Genomic DNA, 19,347 nt, shown 5'->3' with positions numbered 1-19,347 from the left:
CTACACCACTTCCTTAACGATCGTCACGCCGTCGATGGGATAATGATCAGAAAAGTCGACACGGACCTCCACGTCGGCGGACGTGAACCCAAGGTCGATGAGGATGGTGCTCAACGCTGGGGTGACGATGACATCTTGTGCATCGTCGCGGAACAACTGCTCGGGCTCGTTTTCGACCCTGTACGCCGTGTGCGGCGTGTACTCAATCTGGTTGCGGTGCATCACCATTTTCGATCCTGTAACGGGACTAACTGCCGGCACGATCGAATAGCCAGCGATCGCCGAGATCATGTTGTCATGCATCCCGCGCTCCATGCTCCTGTCCCACAACGCACCGGGAAACTGGCCGACGCGCTCGGTAGCGATGAAGTCGATATCTGCATTTATCCCATCGCGCAGCACGGTGATGCTGTGGGTGCAGGATGAGACGCTGGCGTCCATTGGCGCGACTCCGATGCCGACGCCAACTGCTGGACGGCCAGTGGGGGCAGGCGTTGAAGGCAGGCCACCGCTCAACGCGGGAACAGGCGACGAGGTGGTCAACACAAGATCTTTTGCATTGACGATCCACCGCTCGGTGGCTGGGCGGTGGTTCGAGGCGGTGCCGGCGTCGTGCTCCTCACTGATTTCGATCTCGATCGTCTTGATCAAACCGCTCGCGCATCGGACGCTGCTTCCGTCCACGGGTTCAGGAAGGAACGCTTCGTTGAATCGGTCCCAGCTGATGGGCAATGGACCGCTGGGATGACGCTTGCCAAAATCGACGTCAAAGCTGAAGATTGCCCAGTCAACCTCGGCATGACCAGCGAAGTCCGGCCCGCGTATCGCCAGCTTCGCGGTCGCATGGGTGTGGAAAGACTTCCACTTCGCAGCGATGTAAAGCGAGAGATCAGCCTCGTAGTGGTAGGGTTCCCATCCGAGTAGCATGTCGATCGACATGCGGAAAGTGGCGTGTACAGATCCGATGTCGGCGACGGCCTCAACCGTTGCGCCGGCCATGAAGACCGATGGCGTCAACGCGAAGTACCCGCTGCCTTTGATGTAGATGTCGTCAGTGATCTGGTATCTGAGCTCAAGTCGGGGGGCCGAAGGGTAGTGCGGCTTGTGGATCTCGGGATGGAATCGCGGGTGGTAGCCGCCGACGGTCAAGACGAAGTCGCCAGCGTGCTTGCCGCTGAACCAACTCGCGAACGCAAAGCCGCCCGAGATGTGGCAGGCCGAGGCGTAGACGTATGACTTATTGGTCAGGCGGGCCTCAACGATCAGATGCTCACCGCTGAGGGGAAATCGAGCGAGTAAGTTCAGCTCGACGTGGGCAATCGCAGGAACGCCGCCCAGGTTGCCAGGCGGCGTCTGATACGTGGACGTTCCGATGACGTCGATCTCAGGATCGTTGCCGAAGCGGACGACCAACAGTGCAAAGCTGTCGAGCAGCTTGAACGAGGTGAACTTCACTCCGGCCGCCAGGAAGTAGTCGCCGAGGCAGGGGGCGACGAACTCGTGCAGCCGTTCCAGTTGCGCAGTTGGGTCCGACACCTTGTTACCCCCGATCGCATCGACGACGAGCGGGAAGTTGCGGATACCAGCCACTGTTGGAGGGTGGAACGAACGGTTGTAGCCGAATCCAGCCGCGAGCCCCTCGACGTAGAAGAATGCTGGACCACCTAGCGGCATATCGAGGATCCCGTAGATAAACATCGACGGCTGTCCTCGCATCATCGAAAACGCACCCAGCGCGGACAGTGTGAAGTCCTCGGTCTTGATGAGCACTTTGCCCAGGAAGTCGCCGTCACGATTCAGGAATGCGCCGCCGATCTCGATCGGGCCCTCCTTCATGTCGAGACCTAAGCCGGTCAACCCCACGTTGACATGATGATCGTCAATGCCGTAATGAACGGCCAGGCCATCGAGCGCCACCGTGAGTCCGCCGACCGCCAGCCGGCCATCGATTGCGACAGCCAATTCGTTCTCGTTGTCGTGCTGCCACAGCAGTCCGACCCGATCTAGGTGAATCGGCCCAAACGATCGACCGAGTTCATGCCAGGCAAAATCAGATGCCGTCGGTGAAGGAGTCGATGTTGTTCCAGCTACGACCTGGGCCGATATCGAGGCGCTCGGCGTACTCGAGTCAGCTTGCTTGGCACCGTCATCGGCGCTCGCGTCGAGCTGGACAATGTTGCCGATGATCTTGCCGTCTGCGGTCAGCTTGGCGCTGAGATGCGGCCCCGCGGTGAGTAGCTCGGGAAGGTGCATGTCTCGGGGCGCAAGGGTGCGGACACCCTGAAGCTGGGATTTCGACCATGCGGTGGACATGATCGGCTGCAAGATCAGACGGATCGATGCGTCGGAGGGAAGCAGATCGCCGACAAGCGGCACGCCGTGCAACGCTGCCAGATCCACACCGAGGCCGATGTCGGCGGTGACGAGTTGACGAGCCTCACCGCTCGTGTCCGGGGCGAAGGCGATAACGGCTGCGTGGACGTCGAACGAGAGGCTGTCAGCTCCGGGGATTGGGGGGCCGAACGCCCTCAAGATGTCTGCCAACGACACCGAAGATCCTGCCGCAGCCCGGTACGTGCCGACGAGGGTGCTACCGCTAGCGGACGAGGCGAACGCGATCTCGAAGTTGAGGTCGCCCACACGGAGCTCTGCCGCGGCGGTAAGTGGGCCAGACGAATGATCGATCGAAACATGCAATGTTGTACCCTCATTGCCCCACCTCAGCAGGCAACCAAAGTGCTGCGTGCCGGCCTCGGTGTCGATTGCCACGCCGAGCTGCTGCAGAGCAAGACCACCGATCTCGTCTGGTATGTCGGGTGCCGAGGTGCTGTGCGCCGTGATCAAGGTGTTGATGAGGTCGCCGAGAGTCGGAGCGCCATCGATCCATGCTTCGGCTTCGAGCGTCCAACCAGCGCGTGAAACACCTCCAGTGAGGTCGAGTTCGATCCGTGTGTCGCCCAGCGTGATGGCTGCGATCGCTTCGACCTCGGCCGTTGGGTTGGCTCCGAGTTCGACAAGCGCGCGAACGCGTCCGACCTCGAAGCCGGGCACGTGCACCAGGTCATCGACTTCGACAAGGGCTCGATACGTCGCAAAGGGTATCGAGCCAGAGATCAGGAGGTCGCGCAGTTTGGGTGGTCCGCTGCCCGTATTCGGTAGTCCTAAACGTTCGAAGATGCCGATGTCGTGAGGGTGTCCAGTCGCTTTATCGACCGGTTGATCACCGTCAGACTTCAGTTTGATCATGAAAGTCTCCGACGGCAACTCAAGAGCCACGTCGAGTTTCATGTCGATGTCGTTCAGCAATGCGGCACCGGCGATGTTTGCGAAGAATTGTCCGTCGCGGTATTCGATGTCGATCTGGGCGCTGTCGATCTCAAGCCCGTCGATCACTTGGAATTGGCCGTAGGCGATGAGGCGTCCAGCGACGCCGAAACCATCCCCGAGACGGGCGACGATCAACTCATCGAGATGGAGGCCGTTGGGTACCCAATGCGGAATGGCTCCGTTGCCACCGGTGATGGCCTTCACCAGGTCCGCGAGGTCGGTCGCCGGGACCCCCGGCGAGCCGATCGTGAACGTGCCTGAGCTTCGATCCAGGCTGGCCACGTCGGACAGATGTCCGTATGCCGCTTCCATGGCATCCAACACGTTGTCGAGCCGGCGTTCGATGGTCTCAACCGTCATCGGCCATGTCCGAAAAGGGCGGTAGGCGGCACGATGAACTCGTGGACGAGGTCGAAGGCGCCGGGTAGCGTCCATTGTTGGGGCAATTCTTTTGCGTAGACGTCTTCGAGCAGCCTGGGGAACGTCTGGACGTGTAGGTCAATCAACCCCTCGCTGCCCACGCGCTTGATGCGATCAATGCTGATGGCTGCTGTAGCGGTCACTGGAGCATGTCCTGCCTTGAGGTCCGCCAACTGGCCCTCCTTATTCTGATGCGTGAGCGCATCTGCCGACGGCGGATCCTTGGCTACGTCTGTCCAACCAAAGCTGAAGACCGAGTGGCTGTTGTCGTCGTCTGTTGCGATCGGATAGCGAACCCTCATGACTCGCAGTGTGCTAGCAGTCAGCGGCCCGGGGTCCTTGTGGTCAAGTCGTTCCTTGGCCTCGGCCTGATCAAACAACCAGCTGGGTTCGTTGATGTCGGTTGCATTCAGCTTCATCAGCTTGGGCATCTTCACTGTCGTGGTGAACCCAAATCCGGCTTCGATGATGAATGCTCTTTCGAAATCATAGCCAGATTTATCGAGGTGCTTCTTGTTGCTGGTTGTCTTGGTGGGAAACGGAAAGTCTGCAAAGAATGCGCGTAACGTGTCCGTGTCGACCCGTAACTGATCGCGGAGCCGGGCTTCGAGTTCCTGTTCGTGCGGCGTCTCACCCGGCTTGCGGTCGCGACAGTTCTGGGCGTACCGACCGATACGGCCCGGCTCGACGGACAGTCCAAAGGTGACCCCACTGCCGTTCGGGTAGGCCAAGGGCTGGTCGCCGATGCGGGCGTCGGAGGGGTGAAACCAGTAGGCCGACACCGTCCGGTAGGAGAGGGTCCCATACCGCCAGTTGCGGTCCGCCAGCACCACATCGTCGTCGACGTTCGGATCGTCCGTGGCACCCTGTCGACGCACCCTTCCGCTGATACCGGCGCGCAGATTCAGAAGGTTCTGAACAACGTTCGTGTCCTGTGTCAGCACGACGTGTCCGGCCTGTTGGCGGCCCTTGCGCGGCGTCTTCTCACCACCGACCTGCAAGCGGAACCTCACATGCTTCCACGTGTAGTCGCTGATGAAAGATGCTTCTTCGCCCGCGATCTTCTTGGGCAGCTGCGCCTTGAAAGCAATACCTGCCGATGCCTTCACTGAGACGGCAGAGTTGACACGCATGAGACTCGGGCCAGCGTTTGGTTGCAGTGGCTCCGGCTCAATGGCGCCGTTGTTCTTTGCGGCTTTGCGTTGCGAGAGCCGCCGCTTGAACTCGGTGACAAACTCGTCATTGCGGCTGCTGACCGCCTTACGTGTCTGGTCCATTCGCTCACGCCGCTCCTCGGCATCTGCCATCAATTTCAGTACGCCGTTCAACGCCGCAATGCGCTTCATGCCTGCTGGTGGTGCTGCAAAGATTGCCGCGATCTCCTTGCGCAGAACCTCATGCGGATCGTACGTCCAGCGGAACTCGCTGCTCAGATCGTTTAGCTCGTCCCGCTTGGTTTCCAACCATGTCTCTAGCTTTGGCTGCTGGTTGCCTTCCTGCTTGAGAGCGTCCACCAGCATCGCGATCTGTTCGAACCATCGGCGGATCTTGGCGAGTTCCGCCTTGGCTTTTTCATTGGCTAACCCCAACTCATTGCTGAATTTGTCTAGATGCTTGATCAGCTCGTCGGTCGAGGGGCGCCGCTTGGGCACCAGTGATGAGAAAAGTCTTTGGAAGGGTCCCACGACATCAGTATCAATTGGCCAGTCATGTTGTAGTCCTGCCCATGTGGTATTTGCCATTCTGATCAGGTCCGCCAGGCCGCCCGAGAGTGTGCGTTCATCAATCGACTTCCTCCAGTCTGGATATGCAACGATCATCCATAGAACGAGCTGTTCCTTCAGCCCATCCGCCAGGATTTCGTCAACGGCGTCACGTAGCTCGTTGGAGTCGACGGCCGGCTTGAAGGCCCGTGAACCCGACTTCTCCACGAGATCCGATATTTCAAATTCAACGGTCCCTTCGACCTTTGCTCCTAGCGCAAGGCCAGCCTCGTCTGCTGCGAACGGGTCGCCGATCCCGATCTCGATGCCGACTCCGGCACTAAAAGACAGCTGATATGTCGAGCCGTTCATTTTCGCAAGCGACAGTGGTTTCAGTCCTGCCCAGATCGGCTTGATCTCGCGGTATTGACGATTTGTCTCTGTGGCTGCGAAGGGAAGGAGCTTCTTGCCGATGTCAACTTGGGGGCTGCCAGGTGGTGACCTGGATGGGTTGCGCTCGGCACTTGCAAGCCGCAGCTTGGTCGCGGGCCTGTCGTAGAGCGCCTTCGGCATGCGGCTCACCACCAACAGGTGATGGTCGGTCCGTTCGCTTGCCACCTTGCCCGTGATGGGGATCCGGATCAGACCTGGGGCAATCAGCGTGCCGACGTCGAAGGCCGCTGAGAAAGATCCGCCGAACCCGGCCTGCGCGTAGCCGCTCGATAATTGCCCCTTGTAGGCAAGCCCGACGATGTCGAGCCTCCGGAACATATGAAGCGGGTCGTCACAGATGTACGACCGGCGTAGGTGCTTCGCAAGAGCACTGAACTCAGGCTGAGCTTTCGTCCCCCTTCCGAACATTCTGTTACCTCAGCTACCAAAATGGTATGGACGCCTATTGTGATGACTTCCTATTCTTTAGAGTAGTTATCTGGAGTTGGATGTCAAGGCCTGGTGGCTTAACGATTTGTTCCCACTGCTGGCCGGCCGCCAGGACGGTTTATGCATGGATCTTGAGAGATTGGCCGCTCGCCGTCGCCCACTATCCGCGCTTCAAGTCCAATTCGCTTCCCAAGGCGCTGATCACGGAGGTCTTTGAACGGATACACAACGAGGAGCCTTTCGCGCGTCGATCGAGCCCCGAGTTCTCCACAGACGCCCCTGAATCCGCCCAGACCCCAGTGTCTTCCAAGGATCTGGGCGAGAGAACAAGGCATGCAGAAGTCCAAGTCCTTCCGCCTCTGCCAGTCGCAGCAGGCCACCCTGCTACCACCATCACCCAGTGACTGTCTCTCGGTGGACCAACTGGTGGATTTCCTGCTTGATCTGGTGGATGAGTTCGATCTCTCCGCGATCCTGATCCCTGCTCAGGCCAAGGATCCCCGCGGGGAGACAGGGTTGGATCGGCGAATGCAGACGAAGTCTTCCGCGTAGCGGTTGACGCAGTTGCTGCTCCACTCCTATTGCGTGGGCATCGTCTCCTCACGTCAGATCGGGCGCGCGTGCTATTAGAACCTTGCGTCTCTTGCCGATCGGTCACCAGCAGCCGAATCCCAGTCGCATCAGTGAATTCCGCCGCCGGATCCTTGATGCCCAGAGCGATTTGTTTGTCCAGATCCTGCTGTTGTGCCAGAAGGCGGGCATGGTGAGCCTGGGTCATGTCGCCCTGGATGACACCAAGGTGCAGGCCAACGACTCCAAGCGCAAAGCCATGAGCCACGAGCGGTTGCTCTAACGATGGCAGCGGATCAGAAACCGTGCCAGCGAACCGTCCATCAGCGCCGACAACACCAGGCCGAAGGTGGCGCAGGCCGCACCGATCTCGAGGGCAATGCTGATGGCGTGCTGCTCGGCGAAGCACGGCGCCAAGTCGATGGCCCTGCCATGGCCCCTCACCGGCGACGTGGTGCTGGCCAGCAGCCCGCGCACCTGAGGCCGGTGAGTCGCTGCTGCCGGGCCACCAACAGGCGCACCAGCAGGCCGCTGCTCACCGGCTCGGGGATGCTGAAATCGCTCAGCAGGCGCACCCGGCGGGTGAGCAGCTTGCCCGCGGCCAGCACCATGATGGCCACATTGAACGTGGCGAAACCGGCGAGCTGCATGGGCGGGCGCTGGATCAGGGCGGCGGCAGCCTAGGGACCGGGCTCACTCCAGCCGTGCTGGCTCAGCCCTCTGGGCTGCGGTAAGGGAAGAGCCAGGCGCTGCGGTTGGCGATGGCCACAAGGGCCAGCATCACCGGCACCTCCACCAGCACCCCCACCACGGTGGCCAGGGCTGCGCCGGAGCGCACGCCGAAGAGGCTGATGGCCACCGCCACCGCCAGCTCGAAGAAGTTGGATGCGCCGATCAGGGCCCCGGGGGCGGCCACGTCGTGCCGCTGCCGGCAGGCCCGCATCCCCAGAGCAGCGAGCAGGAAGATCAGCAGGGTCTGGAGGATCAAAGGGATCGCCACCAGCGCGATCAGGCCCGGCTTCGCTGCGATGGTGCCGGCCTGGAAGCCGAACAACAGCGCCACCGTGCCCAGAAGGCCAACGATCGCCCAGGGCTTGAGCCGTTGCTCCAGGTGCTCGATCGCCCGCTCGCTGTCCATGAAGTGCCGGGTGAGCCAGCCGGCCGCCAGCGGGATCACCACGAACAGCCCCACCGAGAGCTGCAGGGTGTCCCACGGCACCACCACCTGGCTCACGCCCAGAAGCAGGGCGGTGATCGGGGCGAAGGCCACCACCATGATCAGATCGTTCACCGCCACCTGCACCAGGGTGTACGTGGCGTTGCCGCGGCAGAGCTGGCTCCAGACGAACACCATCGCCGTGCAGGGAGCGACCCCCAGCAGGATCATGCCGGCGATCAGTTCATCACCCAGTTCGGGCGGGATCCAGGCGGCATAGAGGCCGCGGATGAACACCCAGGCCAGCAGCGCCATGGTGAAGGGCTTCACGAGCCAGTTGATCCCCACCGTCACCAGCAGCGGCTGCGGGTTGCGGCCCACGCGGCGCACGGCACCGAAGTCCACCGCCAGCATCATCGGGTAGATCATCAGCCAGATCAGGGCCGCGATCACCAGGTTGATCTGGGCCACCGCCAAGCCCCCCAGCAGCGTGAACAGTCCGGGGAACCACTGCCCCAGCACCATGCCGGCGGCGATGGCCAGGGCCACCCAGAGACTCAGCCAACGTTCGAAGCTGCCCATCGCCGTTGCAGCAGGGATGAGCGGCGCCGCCGCCCCAGGAGCGCAGCGCACCCCCCTTAACCGGCCCATAAGATCCATCAACTCCTGTTGATGTGAGAATACGGCAACCCGCTCGTTCACTGTGCGCATCGGCATCAACGGTTTCGGCCGCATCGGCCGGCTGGCGTTTCGCGCCCTGTGGGGCCGGCCTGGCATCGAGCTGGTGCACATCAACGAGCGGGCCGGCGATGCCCACGCCGCCGCCCACCTGCTGGAATTCGATTCGGTGCACGGCCGCTGGACCCAAGCCGTCGGCGCCAGCCACGACGGCCTTCAGGTGGAATCCCAGGCGATCGGCTACTCGCAGGCGAGTGATCCGGCCGCCGTGCCCTGGCGGCAGGCCGGGGTGGAGCTGGTGCTGGAGTGCAGCGGCAAGATCAAAACGCCGGAAACGCTGGCGCCCTACATCGCCGCGCTGGGCGTGGAGCGGGTGATCGTGGCCTGCCCGGTGAAGGGGGCCGTGGCCGGGGAGGAGGTGCTGAACATCGTGTACGGCATCAACCACAGCCTCTACGACCCTGCCCGCCAACGGGTGATCACCGCCGCCTCCTGCACCACCAACTGCCTGGCGCCAGTGGTGAAGGTGGTGCACGAGAGCTTCGGCATCCGCCACGGCTCGATCACCACCCTGCACAACGTGACCAACACCCAGGTGGTGATCGACGGCTTCAAGAGCGACCTGCGCCGCTCCCGCTCCTGCCTGCAGAGCCTGATCCCCACCACCACCGGCTCGGCCCGGGCGATCGGCCTGATCTTCCCCGAGCTGCAGGGCAAGCTCAACGGTCACGCCGTGCGCGTGCCCCTGCTCAACGCCTCGCTCACCGATGCGGTGTTCGAGCTGGAGCGCAGCGTCACGGTGGAGGAGGTGAACGGCGCCTTCGAGGCGGCGGCCCGGGGCCCGCTCAAGGGAATCCTCGGCTACGAAACCCGGCCGCTGGTGTCGGTGGATTACCTCAACGACAGCCGCAGTTCGATCGTGGATGCCCTCTCCACCCTGGTGGTGAACGGCAGCCAGCTCAAGGTGTTCGCCTGGTACGACAACGAGTGGGGCTACAGCTGCCGCATGGCCGACCTGGCCTGCCACGTGGCCAGCCTGGAGGACAAGTGATGCGCGCCCTCTCCCCTCTGCAGCAATACGGGATCATCACCGCCAACAACTGGGCATTCACGGTGACCGATGGGGCGCTGCGCATGCTCGTGGTGTTCCACTTTCTGCAGCTGGGTTACACCACCCTGGAGATCGCCTTCCTGTTCATCTTCTATGAATTCTTCGGGATTCTCACCAACCTCTACGGCGGCTGGCTGGGGGCCCGCTTCGGCCTGAAGCTCACCCTCTGGATCGGCACGCTGCTTCAGATCGGCGCCCTGCTGCTGCTGGTGCCGGTGGCTGACACCTGGCCCAAGGGGCTCTCGGTGGTCTGGGTGATGGTGGCCCAGGCGATCAGCGGCATCGCCAAGGATCTGGAGAAGATGAGCGCCAAGAGCGCCATCCGGGTGGTGGTGCCGGAAACCCCGGACGATCACGCCAGGGGCGAGCAGCAGCTGTTCCGCTGGGTGGCCATCCTCACCGGCGCCAAGAATGGCCTCAAGGGCCTGGGCTTCTTCGTGGGAGGCCTGCTGCTCTACGCGGTGGGGTTCAACAAGGCTGTGATCGTGATGGCGGCCTGGCTGGCCCTGGCCTTTCTGGTCACCCTGCTGCTGCCGCGGGACATCGGCAGGATGAAGACCAAGCCCGCCTTCAAGGCCCTGTTCTCCAAGAGCGAGGGCATCAACGTGCTCTCGCTGGCGCGCTTCTTTCTGTTCGGCGCCCGCGACGTGTGGTTCGTGGTGGCCCTGCCGGTGTTTCTGCAGACCACCCTGGGTTGGCGCTTCTGGGAAGTGGGCGGCTTCATGGGCCTGTGGGTGATCGGCTACGGCATCGTGCAGGGGTCGGTGCCGAGCCTGCGCCGCGCCTGGGGGCAGACCAGCCCGCCTGGCCCGAGTGCCGTGCAGTTCTGGGCCGCCCTGCTCACCGTCATCCCCGCCCTGATGGCGATCACCCTCTGGCGCGAGGTCGGCAACCCCGCACTCACGGTGGTGGTGGGTCTGGCCGTGTTCGGGGTGGTGTTCGCCATGAATTCCTCCATCCACAGCTACATGGTGCTGGCCTACACCGATGCCGAGTCGGTGAGCCTCAACGTGGGCTTCTATTACATGGCCAATGCGGCGGGGCGCCTGCTGGGCACCCTGCTCTCAGGCTGGCTGTTTCTGCAGGGGGGCCTGCAGGCCTGCCTCTGGTGCTCCACGCTGCTGGTGGGCCTTGCCGCTTTGGTGAGCCTGCGCCTGCCCTCTCCGCGGTCGCTGCAGACGGCGGCGTCCTGACGCCCCCGATGCTCAATACATGCTATTGAGAATCTCTTGCAAAGAAGCGCCTCGGTTCGCTAGCGTCGTCGCCACAGGCCTTTGAGGCCTGGTCGCCATCACTGCGTTGAACGCCCCCCTCTTCTCCACCTCCGAATCCCTGCTCGGCAGCCTCTGCCATGAGGCCCAGGCACTGCGGGGTCGCGGCATCCAGCTGGCCCAGGCCCTGGAGCGCTGCTGTGATCGCTCCCTGCGGGATCGCCTCGGCGCCGAATCCCGCCAGGTGCTGAGCCGGCGCCGGGAGCTGCTGGAGGTGGCCAAAGCCTGGCAGCGTCAGGGTCGGGGCCACTCCCTCGCCCTGGAGCTGCTGGTGGAGCTCAGCAGCCGGCCGATCCCGGTGGCCTGAGCAGCGGCTCACTCACCACAGGCTCATGCGGCAGTGGCCTTGGCGGCGTCCTCAGCCAGCTGAGCATCGAGGATCAGCAGGGGCGCCGGTTCGTTGCGGGCGAAACGCACCCGGCCCAGCAGGTGGGCCGCCTCATCCTCGGCATTGATCTGCTGTTGCACCATCGGATCGAGAACCACCGTGGTGCGCACATCGCCGGCCCGCTCGGCCATGGAGTAGAGCTGCTGCAGCGAGGTGGTCACGTCGCTCTCCATCTCGAAGATCGCCGTGAAGGCCTCTTCAGGGCTGGTCCAGATCTGCCGTGGGGCGGGGATCTCCTGCAGCAGCACGGTCTGGCCCCGGGCAATCAGGTACTCGGCCAGCTGGCCGGCATGGGCCTGCTCGGTGGCGGCCTCGGCGTGCAGGTAGGCGGCAAAGCCGCGCAACTCACGCTCGGCGAACCACAGCGCCAGGGCGAAGTAGGCCGTGCTGGCCCGCCGCTCCATGCTGAGGTGCTCCAGCAGCCCCTCCAGCAGGGCGCTGTCCATGGGCTGGGCCATTGCCCTGCCGGCGGGACCGGTGGCGACAGAACGGGCCGAGAGGTCGGTGGACAGGGTCATGGAGGAGTGGGACCGCCGTTGGCGTGCTTTCGATTTTCTTAATCTACAGACTCTTTTTGCTGTCCGGGTGTTCAGGGGTGCGCCGAGGCCGGCGCCCGAAGCACTGCCATGAATCCGCCAGCAAAAAGCCCCCTGACGGGGGCTTGGACGTGAGGTGTGGGATGGGCCGCCTTGGACTGCTCTGACGGGAGGTCAGAACTTGAACGTGGTCTGAATCACGCCGCCCCAGGCGTCGTCGCCGTCGTTGGAGCGCACGTTGGTGCCATAGAAGAGCGACGGGGTGATGGAGATGTTGTCGGTCACCTGGAACTTGTAGAAGATCTCATAGAGCCAGGCTTCGTCGCTGTCATCACCATCCTCAAAGGGGGGCATGCCCACCGCAAAGCCCGCCTTGTTGCCCTTGATGAAGGCGTCATCCCATTGCAGGCCAGCCATCCATGACTGGGAGTCGGGGAAGCCACTGCTGCCATCGTTGTAGCCATAGCCGAGGCTGATCGAGGGGATCCAGCCCGAGTCAATCGGCTGCCAGTAGGCATTGACGGCCACACTGTTGGTGCTTTCGCCCGATTCAACGGTGCCGCTGAAGTTGGGAACGCGGATCCTGGAGTTTTCTGATCCATAGCGATAGGCCACAGCAGCTCCCCAGTTGCTGCCCTTCACGCCCAGTTGTGCCAGGGCATTGATGCCGCCCTCTTCATTGAAGGCGCCAACGGTGGAATCAGCGAAGCCATCACTGGACACGTAGTTGGCGGAGAAGGTGGCGTAGGGGCGGCCCTTTTCAACCTTCTGCTTCCAGGTGAAGCCGGCGCCGGCGCCAGTGGCCTTGTTGTAGGTGCCGGAGGCACCTGCCAGCTGGAAGTAGTCGAGGATGCTCGACTTGTAGGCACTCGGGATGAAGGCCACCATCTCGGTGTTGCGCACTAGGGCGCCCACCGTGAAGTTGAAGGAGTCGCCGACGGGGAAGCGGTAGAAGAGACGGTCGATGATCACCGAGTCATCCGTGCCCTCAGCCTTGTCGAGCTTGAAGATCTGGGAGCTGCTGCCGAAGGGAAGCGAGCTGAAGTTCCCGGCCCGCAGGCGGGTGCGCAGCAGGTCCTTGCCGGTGAAGCTGGTGTCGAAGCTCAGCCGCAGGTCGTAGTTGAAGGTGGTCTGGTTGGGATCGGTCTCGCCCTCAAGCTCGAAATCAGGGGCGCCGCCCAGAATGAAGCTGGCTTCACCCTTGAGCTTGGTGGTGGTGGAGAACTGGGTGGCCTCCAGCTCACCCACCTTGGCCTCGAGGCCGTCCACGCGGCCCTTGAGCACGGCGAGTTCCTTCTCGAACTCGGCCATCAGGCGCTTGAGCTCGTCGGTCACCTCGGTGACGCGGTCAAGACAGGCGTTGAGCAGCGCGGCGGCTTCAAAACGGGTCATGGCCCGCTGGCCGCGGTAGGTGCCGTCGGGATAGCCGGCGACGCAGCCGTAGCGCTCGATCAGGTTGGAGAGAGCCTGGTAGGCCCAGTCCGTGGGTTGCACATCCGAGAACTGGGAGATGCTGGTGACCTGCTCCTGGGAGGCGTAGCGGTTCACGCCGTCCATGTTGAGCTCGGAAGCCGTGGCGGCCACGGGGGCCAGCAGGCCCAGGGCCGCAGGGGCCACCAGCAGGTGCTGGAAGAATTTCATCGGGTCCTCACACCGATAGGGAAGTGACGCCAGACAGGCGTCCACGGGACCTTATCGATCGACGCAGGACTGTCCGGTGACCAATTCGGCGATCGAAGGTGATCTCTGCTACATGCGGAGGTGGCTTGATGGCCGCGGCCACGCCCTGCAGGTTGCGCAGGGTCCTGCCAGCCGGAGACGACGGCCTGCCGATCCCCGGGTGCCCATCGCCAAGACAAAAAGCCCCCCGGATCCCGGGGGGCGGACGCACGAGGGCGGTTGCGCAGGTGTGAGATGGGCCGAGCAGTCTGGGCTTAGAACTTGAAGGTGGTCTGAATTACGCCGCCCCAGGCGTCGTCGCCGTCGTTGGAGCGCACGTTGGTGCCATAGAACAGCGACGGGGTGATGGAGATGTTGTCGGTCACCTGGAACTTGTAGAAGATCTCATAGAGCCAGGCTTCGTCGCTGTCATCACCATCCTCAAAGGGGGGCATGCCCACCGCAAAACCCGCCTTGTTGCCCTTGATGAAGGCGTCATCCCATTGCAGGCCAGCCATCCACGACTGGGAGTCGGGGAAGCCACCGCTGCCATCGTTGAAGCCGTAGCCGAGGCTGATCGAGGGAATCCAGCCCGAGTCAATCGGCTGCCAGTAGGCATTGACGGCCACACTGTTGGTGCTTTCGCCTGCTTCCACGGTGCCGCTGAAGTTGGGTACGCGGATCCTGGAGTTTTCTGAGCCATAGCGATAGGCCACGGCGGCTCCCCAGTTCTTGCCCTTCACGCCCAGTTGAGTCAGGGCGTTGATGCCGCCTTCCTCGTTGAAGGCACCCACGGTGGAATCAGCGAAGCCATCGCTGGACACGTAGTTGGCGGAGAAGGTGGCGTACGGGCGGCCCTTTTCAACCTTCTGCTTCCAGGTGAAGCCGGCGCCGGCGCCGGTGGCCTTGTTGTAGGTACCTGAGGCACCAGCCAGCTGGAAGTAGTCGAGGATGCTCGACTTGTAGGCACTTGGGATGAAGGCCACCATCTCGGTGTTGCGCACCAGGGCGCCCACCGTGAAGTTGAAGGAATCGCCGACGGGGAAGCGGTAGAAGAGACGGTCGATGATCACCGAGTCGTCGGTGCCCTCAGCCTTGTCGAGCTTGAAGATCTGCGAGCTGCTGCCGAAGGGAAGCGACTCGAAGTTGCCAGCCCGCAGGCGGGTGCGCAGCAGATCCTTGCCAGTGAAGCTGGTGTCGAAGCTCAGCCGCAGGTCGTAGTTGAAGGTGGTGTTGTTGGGGTCTGTTTCGCCGGCAAGCTCGAAATCAGGGGCGCCGCCCAGAATGAAGCTGGCTTCACCCTTGAGCTTGGTGGTGGTGGAGAACTGGGTGGCCTCCAGCTCGCCCACCTTGGCCTCGAGGCCGTCCACGCGGCCCTTGAGCACGGCGAGTTCCTTCTCGAACTCGGCCATCAGGCGCTTGAGCTCGTCGGTCACTTCGGTGACGCGGTCAAGACAGGCGTTGAGCAGCGCGGCGGCTTCAAAACGGGTCATGGCCCGCTGGCCGCGGTAGGTGCCGTCGGGATAGCCGGCGACGCAGCCGTAGCGCTCGATCAGGTTGGAGAGAGCCTGGTAGGCCCAGTCCGTGGGTTGCACATCCGAGAACTGGGAGATGCTGGTGACCTGCTCCTGGGAGGCGTACTGGTTCACGCCGTCCATGTTGAGCTCGGAAGCATCCGCGGCCACCGGGGCCAGAAGGCCCAGGGCCGCAGGGGCCACTAGCAGGTGCTGGAAAAATTTCATCGGGTCCTCACACCGATCGGTTAGTGACGCCAGACAGGCGACCACAGGACCTTATCGATCGACTTCGCCCAGCCCCGGTGTTCCAGACGGCCCGCGCATGTGGTCTGCGCTACAGAGAACTGTTGGCCTGATCCTGAAGCAGGCCCAGCAACAACTGGCGCCGCTCCCCTGGCTCGAGCAAGCTTGGCCCGAGCACACGCCAGCTGCTCCAGCTGCTGGCATGCTGCTCCGCCAGCAGCCCATGCAGCCCTGGCATCTGGCTGGGCAAGTTCTGAGGGAGCTGCTGCTCGATCGCGTCGCGGAGCACGGCCAGGTCGTGGAGGTCGCCGAGCAGCTCCTGGGCCTGCTTGAGTCGCTCCACCCAGCGGCGGGCCGTGTCGCCGGATGCCGGCAGCAGATTTTCGAGCCTGTAGCGGGCACCCTTGATGCCCTTGCGCAGGTCGTGCAGCAGCTCCTGCTCCGCCGCACCGGTGCCATCGGTGAGCCACCAGGCTGGGTGCAGCAGCAGGGTCCCGAGCCAGGGCCACTGCCACTCGGGCAGCCAGTCGCTGAGTGGCTGCTCACCCAGGGGAGTGAAGCGGGGGTCCCGCAGCCAGCCCTGCAAGGCCTGCAGCAGCTTGAGGTAGCGACCGCTGTGGAGCTCCCTGCGGAGCTCGTGCTGAGCATCGCGGCGCTCCCGCTTCAGCTGTTTGAACAGCGGTTTGAGCTGCCGCGTCTCCGCCTCGCTCAGATGGGGCAGCAGCCTGGTGTCCAGGCGCTCCCGAAGCACGTCGAGGTCCCGTGCCAGGCCGAGGCGCCGGCCGGAGCGGGTCAGCCGCTGGGCCGACACCCCCGCCGGCAGGACCAGCGCCGGCGCGAACTGGGTCAGGCAGGTGCGCAGACGCCGCATGGCCACACGCATCTGGTGCAGGGGCTCCGGATCCCTGTCGTCCAGCACCTGGGGATGGAGCTTCACCAGGCGCTTGCTGTGGGTGGCCAGCAGCGCATGCACGTGCTGGCCGGTGCTGGATGCGCCGTTGGCCATGGCTGCTGCCTCCCTGTTCAGGCCTCCCTGCCCACTCTGCTGGCAGCGGGGGCGTCAGGGGATGAAGAAGTCGTGCCGGGTTCCATCACCTCCACCAGGTGCCTGCAGATGCGCTGCAGATGCTGGCTCACCCGGCGCAGCCAGCGCATCGCCTCCAGCAGGGCCGTGCCCTCCTCCACGGGCAGCGAACCTGCAGCCACCTGCTCCATCACGGCCTGCCGGAACGGATCCAGCCGGTGGTGCAGGTCCCGGGCGCAGGCTTCCGCCAGCGGCAGGGCCTCCGACCACGCGCCCCGCTGCAGCAGGGGAATGAGCCCCTCCAGGCACTGGAGCAGCCGGTCGCGCTCCGGCCGCAGTGCTGAGGCGGTGGCCACGGCCTGCCGCCGCTGCCGCTCCTCGGTGCAGCGCTCGTGCAGGCGCTGCAGATGGTCGAGGCCATGCAGCAGATGCAGCAGCCGGCTGCGGGCCGGGTCGCGGGTGCTCGGCAGGTCGATCTGATCGACGAACAGCTCGATGCGGTCCAGATCGGCCGGCCTCAGGCCCGTGCCCTGGGCCAGATCCGCCGGGGCGGTGGCGGGATGGTCCAGGGCTTCATGCAGCCGGCTGAGCAGGGCCACCAGGGTCTGGCGCAGGGCCGTGGAGGCCTGATCGACCGCCACCATCGCTTCGTTCGGCGGGGTGTCGGCCAGCTCCTCCACGGGGCGGTCGGGGCTGGGGGGCACCAGCCGGCGGATCAGGGCGGCGAACGGCGTGGCGAAGGGCAGGATCAGCAGCACGCCGCCCACGTTGAAGCCGGTGTGGAAGGCCGTGAGAGCGAATTCGGCACCTGGGGCCAGCCCCGCCTCCGCTCCGAGCCTAAGAGCCCAGAGATACACAGGCAGGAGCGTGAAGGCCAGCACGGCCGTGAACAGGTTGAAGGTCACGTGGGCCAGGGCGGTGCGCCGCGCCCCCAGGCCCGCCCCGATCGCGGCGATCAGGGCGGTGACGGTGGTGCCCAGGTCCATGCCGATCACCAGGGCGCAGGCCTGGGGCAGGACGATCGCCCCCGCTCCGATGGCGGCCAGGGCGGTGGCCACGCCCGCCCCCGACGACTGCGTGATGACGGTGGTGAGCAGCCCGAGCAGCAGCAGTTTCAGGCGGCCGGATGGCAGGGCGGCGTCGAAACGGGCCGGATCCAGCAGCAACCCATGGCCGGCCATGGCCTCTTGGAGCCCGCCGATGCCGATGAACAGCAGCGCGAACCCCGCCAGCGCCAGGCCCGCCTGGGCCTGGCGGCCCCGACCGAGCAGCCGCAGACAGGCGCCCACCAGCACCAGCGGCAGCATGATCCGCTCCAGATCGAGCCTGATGCCCAGCAGGGCCACCAGCCAACCCAGACCGGTGCTGCCCACGTTGGCCCCGAGGATGATCCCCAGGGCGGCCTGGAAGCTCAGCAGCCCCGCACTCACGAATCCCACGGTCATCACCGTGGTGGCGCTGGACGACTGCACGATCGCGGTGGTGAGGGCGCCGCTGATGGCGCCGCTCCAGGCCGAGCGGGTGAAGCGCAGCAGCCCCTGGCGCAGCCGCTGCCCCGCCAGGCTGCGCAGCCCCTCGGTCATCAGGGCCATTCCCAGCAGGAACAGCCCGAGGCCGCCCGCGGCGTGAAGAAGCGTGGTGCCTGGGGGCATGGCGAAGGGAGTGGAGGCCGCTCAGCAGGCGGAAACGGCCGTGGGGAACCAGGGGATGGCGGTCCTGGACGCTAGGGCTTGCGGGCGGTTCAACAATGGACGGACCCTCGGCGGGAACCGACCGTGATGCCCGCCCCGATGCCCTCAGCGCTGGTCCTGGTGGTGAACGCCGGCAGCTCCAGCCTCAAGGCCTCGCTCGTGGATGCCGACGGCCAGCGGCCCTGGCAGCAGCAGCGTTCCCTCAACCCCGGCGAAACCGGTGGAGTGGAGGCGTTGCTGGAGGGGTGGCTGCTGCCGGCGATCACCCCCTGGCTGCCGGGGCTGGAGCGGATCGCCCACCGGGTGGTGCATGGCGGCGAACGGTTCACGGCCCCCACGGCGATCACGCCGGCCGTGATCGAGGCCCTGGAGGCACTGGTGCCCCTGGCCCCCCTGCACAACGCCGTGGCGCTGCGGGCCATCCGCTGGTTCAGCGCCTGGGGCCAGACCGAGGCCCCCGCGCTCGCCCAGTGGGCCTGCTTCGACACTGGCTTTCATGCCTCCCTGCCCGAGCAGGCCCGCACCTACGCCATCCCGGCCGACTGGCGAGCGGCGGGGCTGCGCCGCTTCGGTTTCCATGGCCTCAGCCACCAGCACGTGGCCGAGCAGGTGGCGGCGTGCCATCCCCAGGCACGCCGGCTGATCAGCTGCCACCTGGGCGCCGGCTGTTCCCTCTGCGCCGTGAGCCTCGATCCGGTGACGGGCCCCCGCAGCATGGCCACCACCATGGGGTTCACCCCGCTGGAGGGGCTCGTGATGGCCAGCCGCAGCGGCAGCGTGGATCCGGGTCTGCTGCTGCATCAGCTGCGCCAGGGGCTCAGTGCCGAGGCGATCGATGAGGCCCTGCAGCGCCAAAGCGGCCTGCTGGGACTCTCCGGGCTCAGCGGCGACATGCGTACCCTGCGGCAGGAAGCGGGCCGGGGGCACCCCGGCGCCAAGCTGGCGGTGGCCGTGTTCCGGCAGCGCCTGCTGGAGGGGATCGGCGCCATGGCCGCCTGCCTCCGGGGGGTGGACGTGATCGCCCTTACCGGGGGCATCGGCGAGCACGACCAGGCCCTGATGGCTGAGCTGCGCGACGCCCTGGCCTGGCTGGAGCCCACCACCCTGCTCACGGTGCCTGCAGACGAGGAGGGCCTGATGGCCCGCCTCTGCCGCGAGGCTGGCTAGGGCT

16 protein-coding genes are annotated in these 19,347 nt (G+C 64.6%); 6 read left to right on the top strand and 10 right to left on the bottom strand.

What is annotated here, in order from left to right:
* Together CyaNS01_RS09010 and CyaNS01_RS09005 are read right to left on the bottom strand one after the other, a co-directional pair.
* On the bottom strand, positions 1-3,687 hold the full coding sequence (locus CyaNS01_RS09010; RefSeq protein ID WP_186696799.1) for a DUF6603 domain-containing protein: 3,687 nt from the start codon (positions 3,685-3,687) through the stop codon (positions 1-3).
* Positions 3,684-6,221 (bottom strand): hypothetical protein, encoded by a 2,538-nt coding sequence (locus CyaNS01_RS09005; RefSeq protein ID WP_186696798.1) that lies wholly within the window; start codon positions 6,219-6,221, stop codon positions 3,684-3,686. Before CyaNS01_RS09005 ends, CyaNS01_RS09010 begins: the two co-directional genes overlap by 4 nt.
* A 444-nt stretch (positions 6,222-6,665) precedes the next feature.
* Here CyaNS01_RS09005 and CyaNS01_RS09000 point away from each other — a divergent pair, with 444 nt between their 5' ends.
* Both CyaNS01_RS09000 and CyaNS01_RS08995 read left to right on the top strand, forming a co-directional pair.
* Positions 6,666-6,884, top strand: a complete 219-nt coding sequence (locus CyaNS01_RS09000) for a hypothetical protein (protein WP_186696797.1) — start codon at positions 6,666-6,668, stop codon at positions 6,882-6,884.
* An 82-nt stretch (positions 6,885-6,966) separates the two neighbouring features.
* Positions 6,967-7,185 carry a hypothetical protein gene (locus tag CyaNS01_RS08995; protein ID WP_186696796.1) on the top strand — a complete coding sequence of 73 codons (219 nt, stop codon included), beginning with the start codon at positions 6,967-6,969 and terminating at the stop codon, positions 7,183-7,185.
* Here CyaNS01_RS08995 and CyaNS01_RS08990 read toward each other — a convergent pair.
* From CyaNS01_RS08990 to arsB, 3 genes are all read right to left on the bottom strand, one after another.
* Positions 7,182-7,319, bottom strand: a complete 138-nt coding sequence (locus CyaNS01_RS08990; RefSeq protein ID WP_255460015.1) for a sodium/glutamate symporter — start codon at positions 7,317-7,319, stop codon at positions 7,182-7,184. The genes CyaNS01_RS08995 and CyaNS01_RS08990 overlap by 4 nt on opposite strands.
* Positions 7,320-7,342: 23 nt before the next feature.
* Complete coding sequence (locus CyaNS01_RS08985) at positions 7,343-7,552, bottom strand: sodium/glutamate symporter (protein ID WP_186696794.1); 210 nt, start codon at positions 7,550-7,552, stop codon at positions 7,343-7,345.
* Positions 7,553-7,614: 62 nt separating this feature from the next.
* The gene (arsB, locus tag CyaNS01_RS08980) at positions 7,615-8,640 is read right to left on the bottom strand and encodes an ACR3 family arsenite efflux transporter (protein ID WP_186696793.1); all 1,026 of its coding nucleotides are present in this window, start codon (positions 8,638-8,640) and stop codon (positions 7,615-7,617) included.
* Between the two features lie 121 nt (positions 8,641-8,761).
* Between arsB and CyaNS01_RS08975 the strand changes: the two genes are divergently transcribed.
* From CyaNS01_RS08975 to CyaNS01_RS08965, 3 genes are all read left to right on the top strand, one after another.
* Positions 8,762-9,787 carry an ArsJ-associated glyceraldehyde-3-phosphate dehydrogenase gene (locus CyaNS01_RS08975; RefSeq protein ID WP_186696792.1) on the top strand — a complete coding sequence of 342 codons (1,026 nt, stop codon included), beginning with the start codon at positions 8,762-8,764 and terminating at the stop codon, positions 9,785-9,787.
* Positions 9,787-11,040 (top strand): organoarsenical effux MFS transporter ArsJ, encoded by a 1,254-nt coding sequence (arsJ, locus tag CyaNS01_RS08970; protein ID WP_186696791.1) that lies wholly within the window; start codon positions 9,787-9,789, stop codon positions 11,038-11,040. Before CyaNS01_RS08975 ends, arsJ begins: the two co-directional genes overlap by 1 nt.
* A gap of 106 nt (positions 11,041-11,146) precedes the next feature.
* Complete coding sequence (locus tag CyaNS01_RS08965) at positions 11,147-11,425, top strand: hypothetical protein (RefSeq protein ID WP_186696790.1); 279 nt, start codon at positions 11,147-11,149, stop codon at positions 11,423-11,425.
* A 23-nt stretch (positions 11,426-11,448) separates the two neighbouring features.
* On the opposite strand, the gene CyaNS01_RS08960 is transcribed toward CyaNS01_RS08965, so the two are convergent.
* The 5 genes from CyaNS01_RS08960 to CyaNS01_RS08940 form a co-directional block, all read right to left on the bottom strand.
* Positions 11,449-12,024 carry a ferritin gene (locus tag CyaNS01_RS08960; protein WP_186696789.1) on the bottom strand — a complete coding sequence of 192 codons (576 nt, stop codon included), beginning with the start codon at positions 12,022-12,024 and terminating at the stop codon, positions 11,449-11,451.
* Positions 12,025-12,216: 192 nt separating this feature from the next.
* Positions 12,217-13,683 carry an iron uptake porin gene (locus tag CyaNS01_RS08955; protein ID WP_186696788.1) on the bottom strand — a complete coding sequence of 489 codons (1,467 nt, stop codon included), beginning with the start codon at positions 13,681-13,683 and terminating at the stop codon, positions 12,217-12,219.
* A 293-nt stretch (positions 13,684-13,976) separates the two neighbouring features.
* The gene (locus CyaNS01_RS08950; RefSeq protein ID WP_186696787.1) at positions 13,977-15,443 is read right to left on the bottom strand and encodes an iron uptake porin; all 1,467 of its coding nucleotides are present in this window, start codon (positions 15,441-15,443) and stop codon (positions 13,977-13,979) included.
* 109 nt (positions 15,444-15,552) lie between these two features.
* Positions 15,553-16,467, bottom strand: a complete 915-nt coding sequence (locus CyaNS01_RS08945) for a CHAD domain-containing protein (RefSeq protein WP_186696786.1) — start codon at positions 16,465-16,467, stop codon at positions 15,553-15,555.
* Between the two features lie 17 nt (positions 16,468-16,484).
* Positions 16,485-18,137, bottom strand: coding sequence for a Na/Pi cotransporter family protein (locus CyaNS01_RS08940; RefSeq protein WP_186696785.1), 1,653 nt, complete (start codon positions 18,135-18,137; stop codon positions 16,485-16,487).
* Positions 18,138-18,275: 138 nt separating this feature from the next.
* Here CyaNS01_RS08940 and CyaNS01_RS08935 point away from each other — a divergent pair, with 138 nt between their 5' ends.
* On the top strand, positions 18,276-19,343 hold the full coding sequence (locus tag CyaNS01_RS08935) for an acetate/propionate family kinase (RefSeq protein WP_186696784.1): 1,068 nt from the start codon (positions 18,276-18,278) through the stop codon (positions 19,341-19,343).
* The last annotated feature ends 4 nt before the right edge of the window (positions 19,344-19,347 follow it).

Origin of the sequence: Cyanobium sp. NS01 (genome assembly GCF_014280235.1) — a bacterium.
Classification (GTDB): Bacteria; Cyanobacteriota; Cyanobacteriia; order PCC-6307; family Cyanobiaceae; genus NIES-981.
The sequence above is the reverse complement of the archived record's forward strand: the minus strand, read 5'-3'. Positions and strand labels throughout refer to the sequence as shown.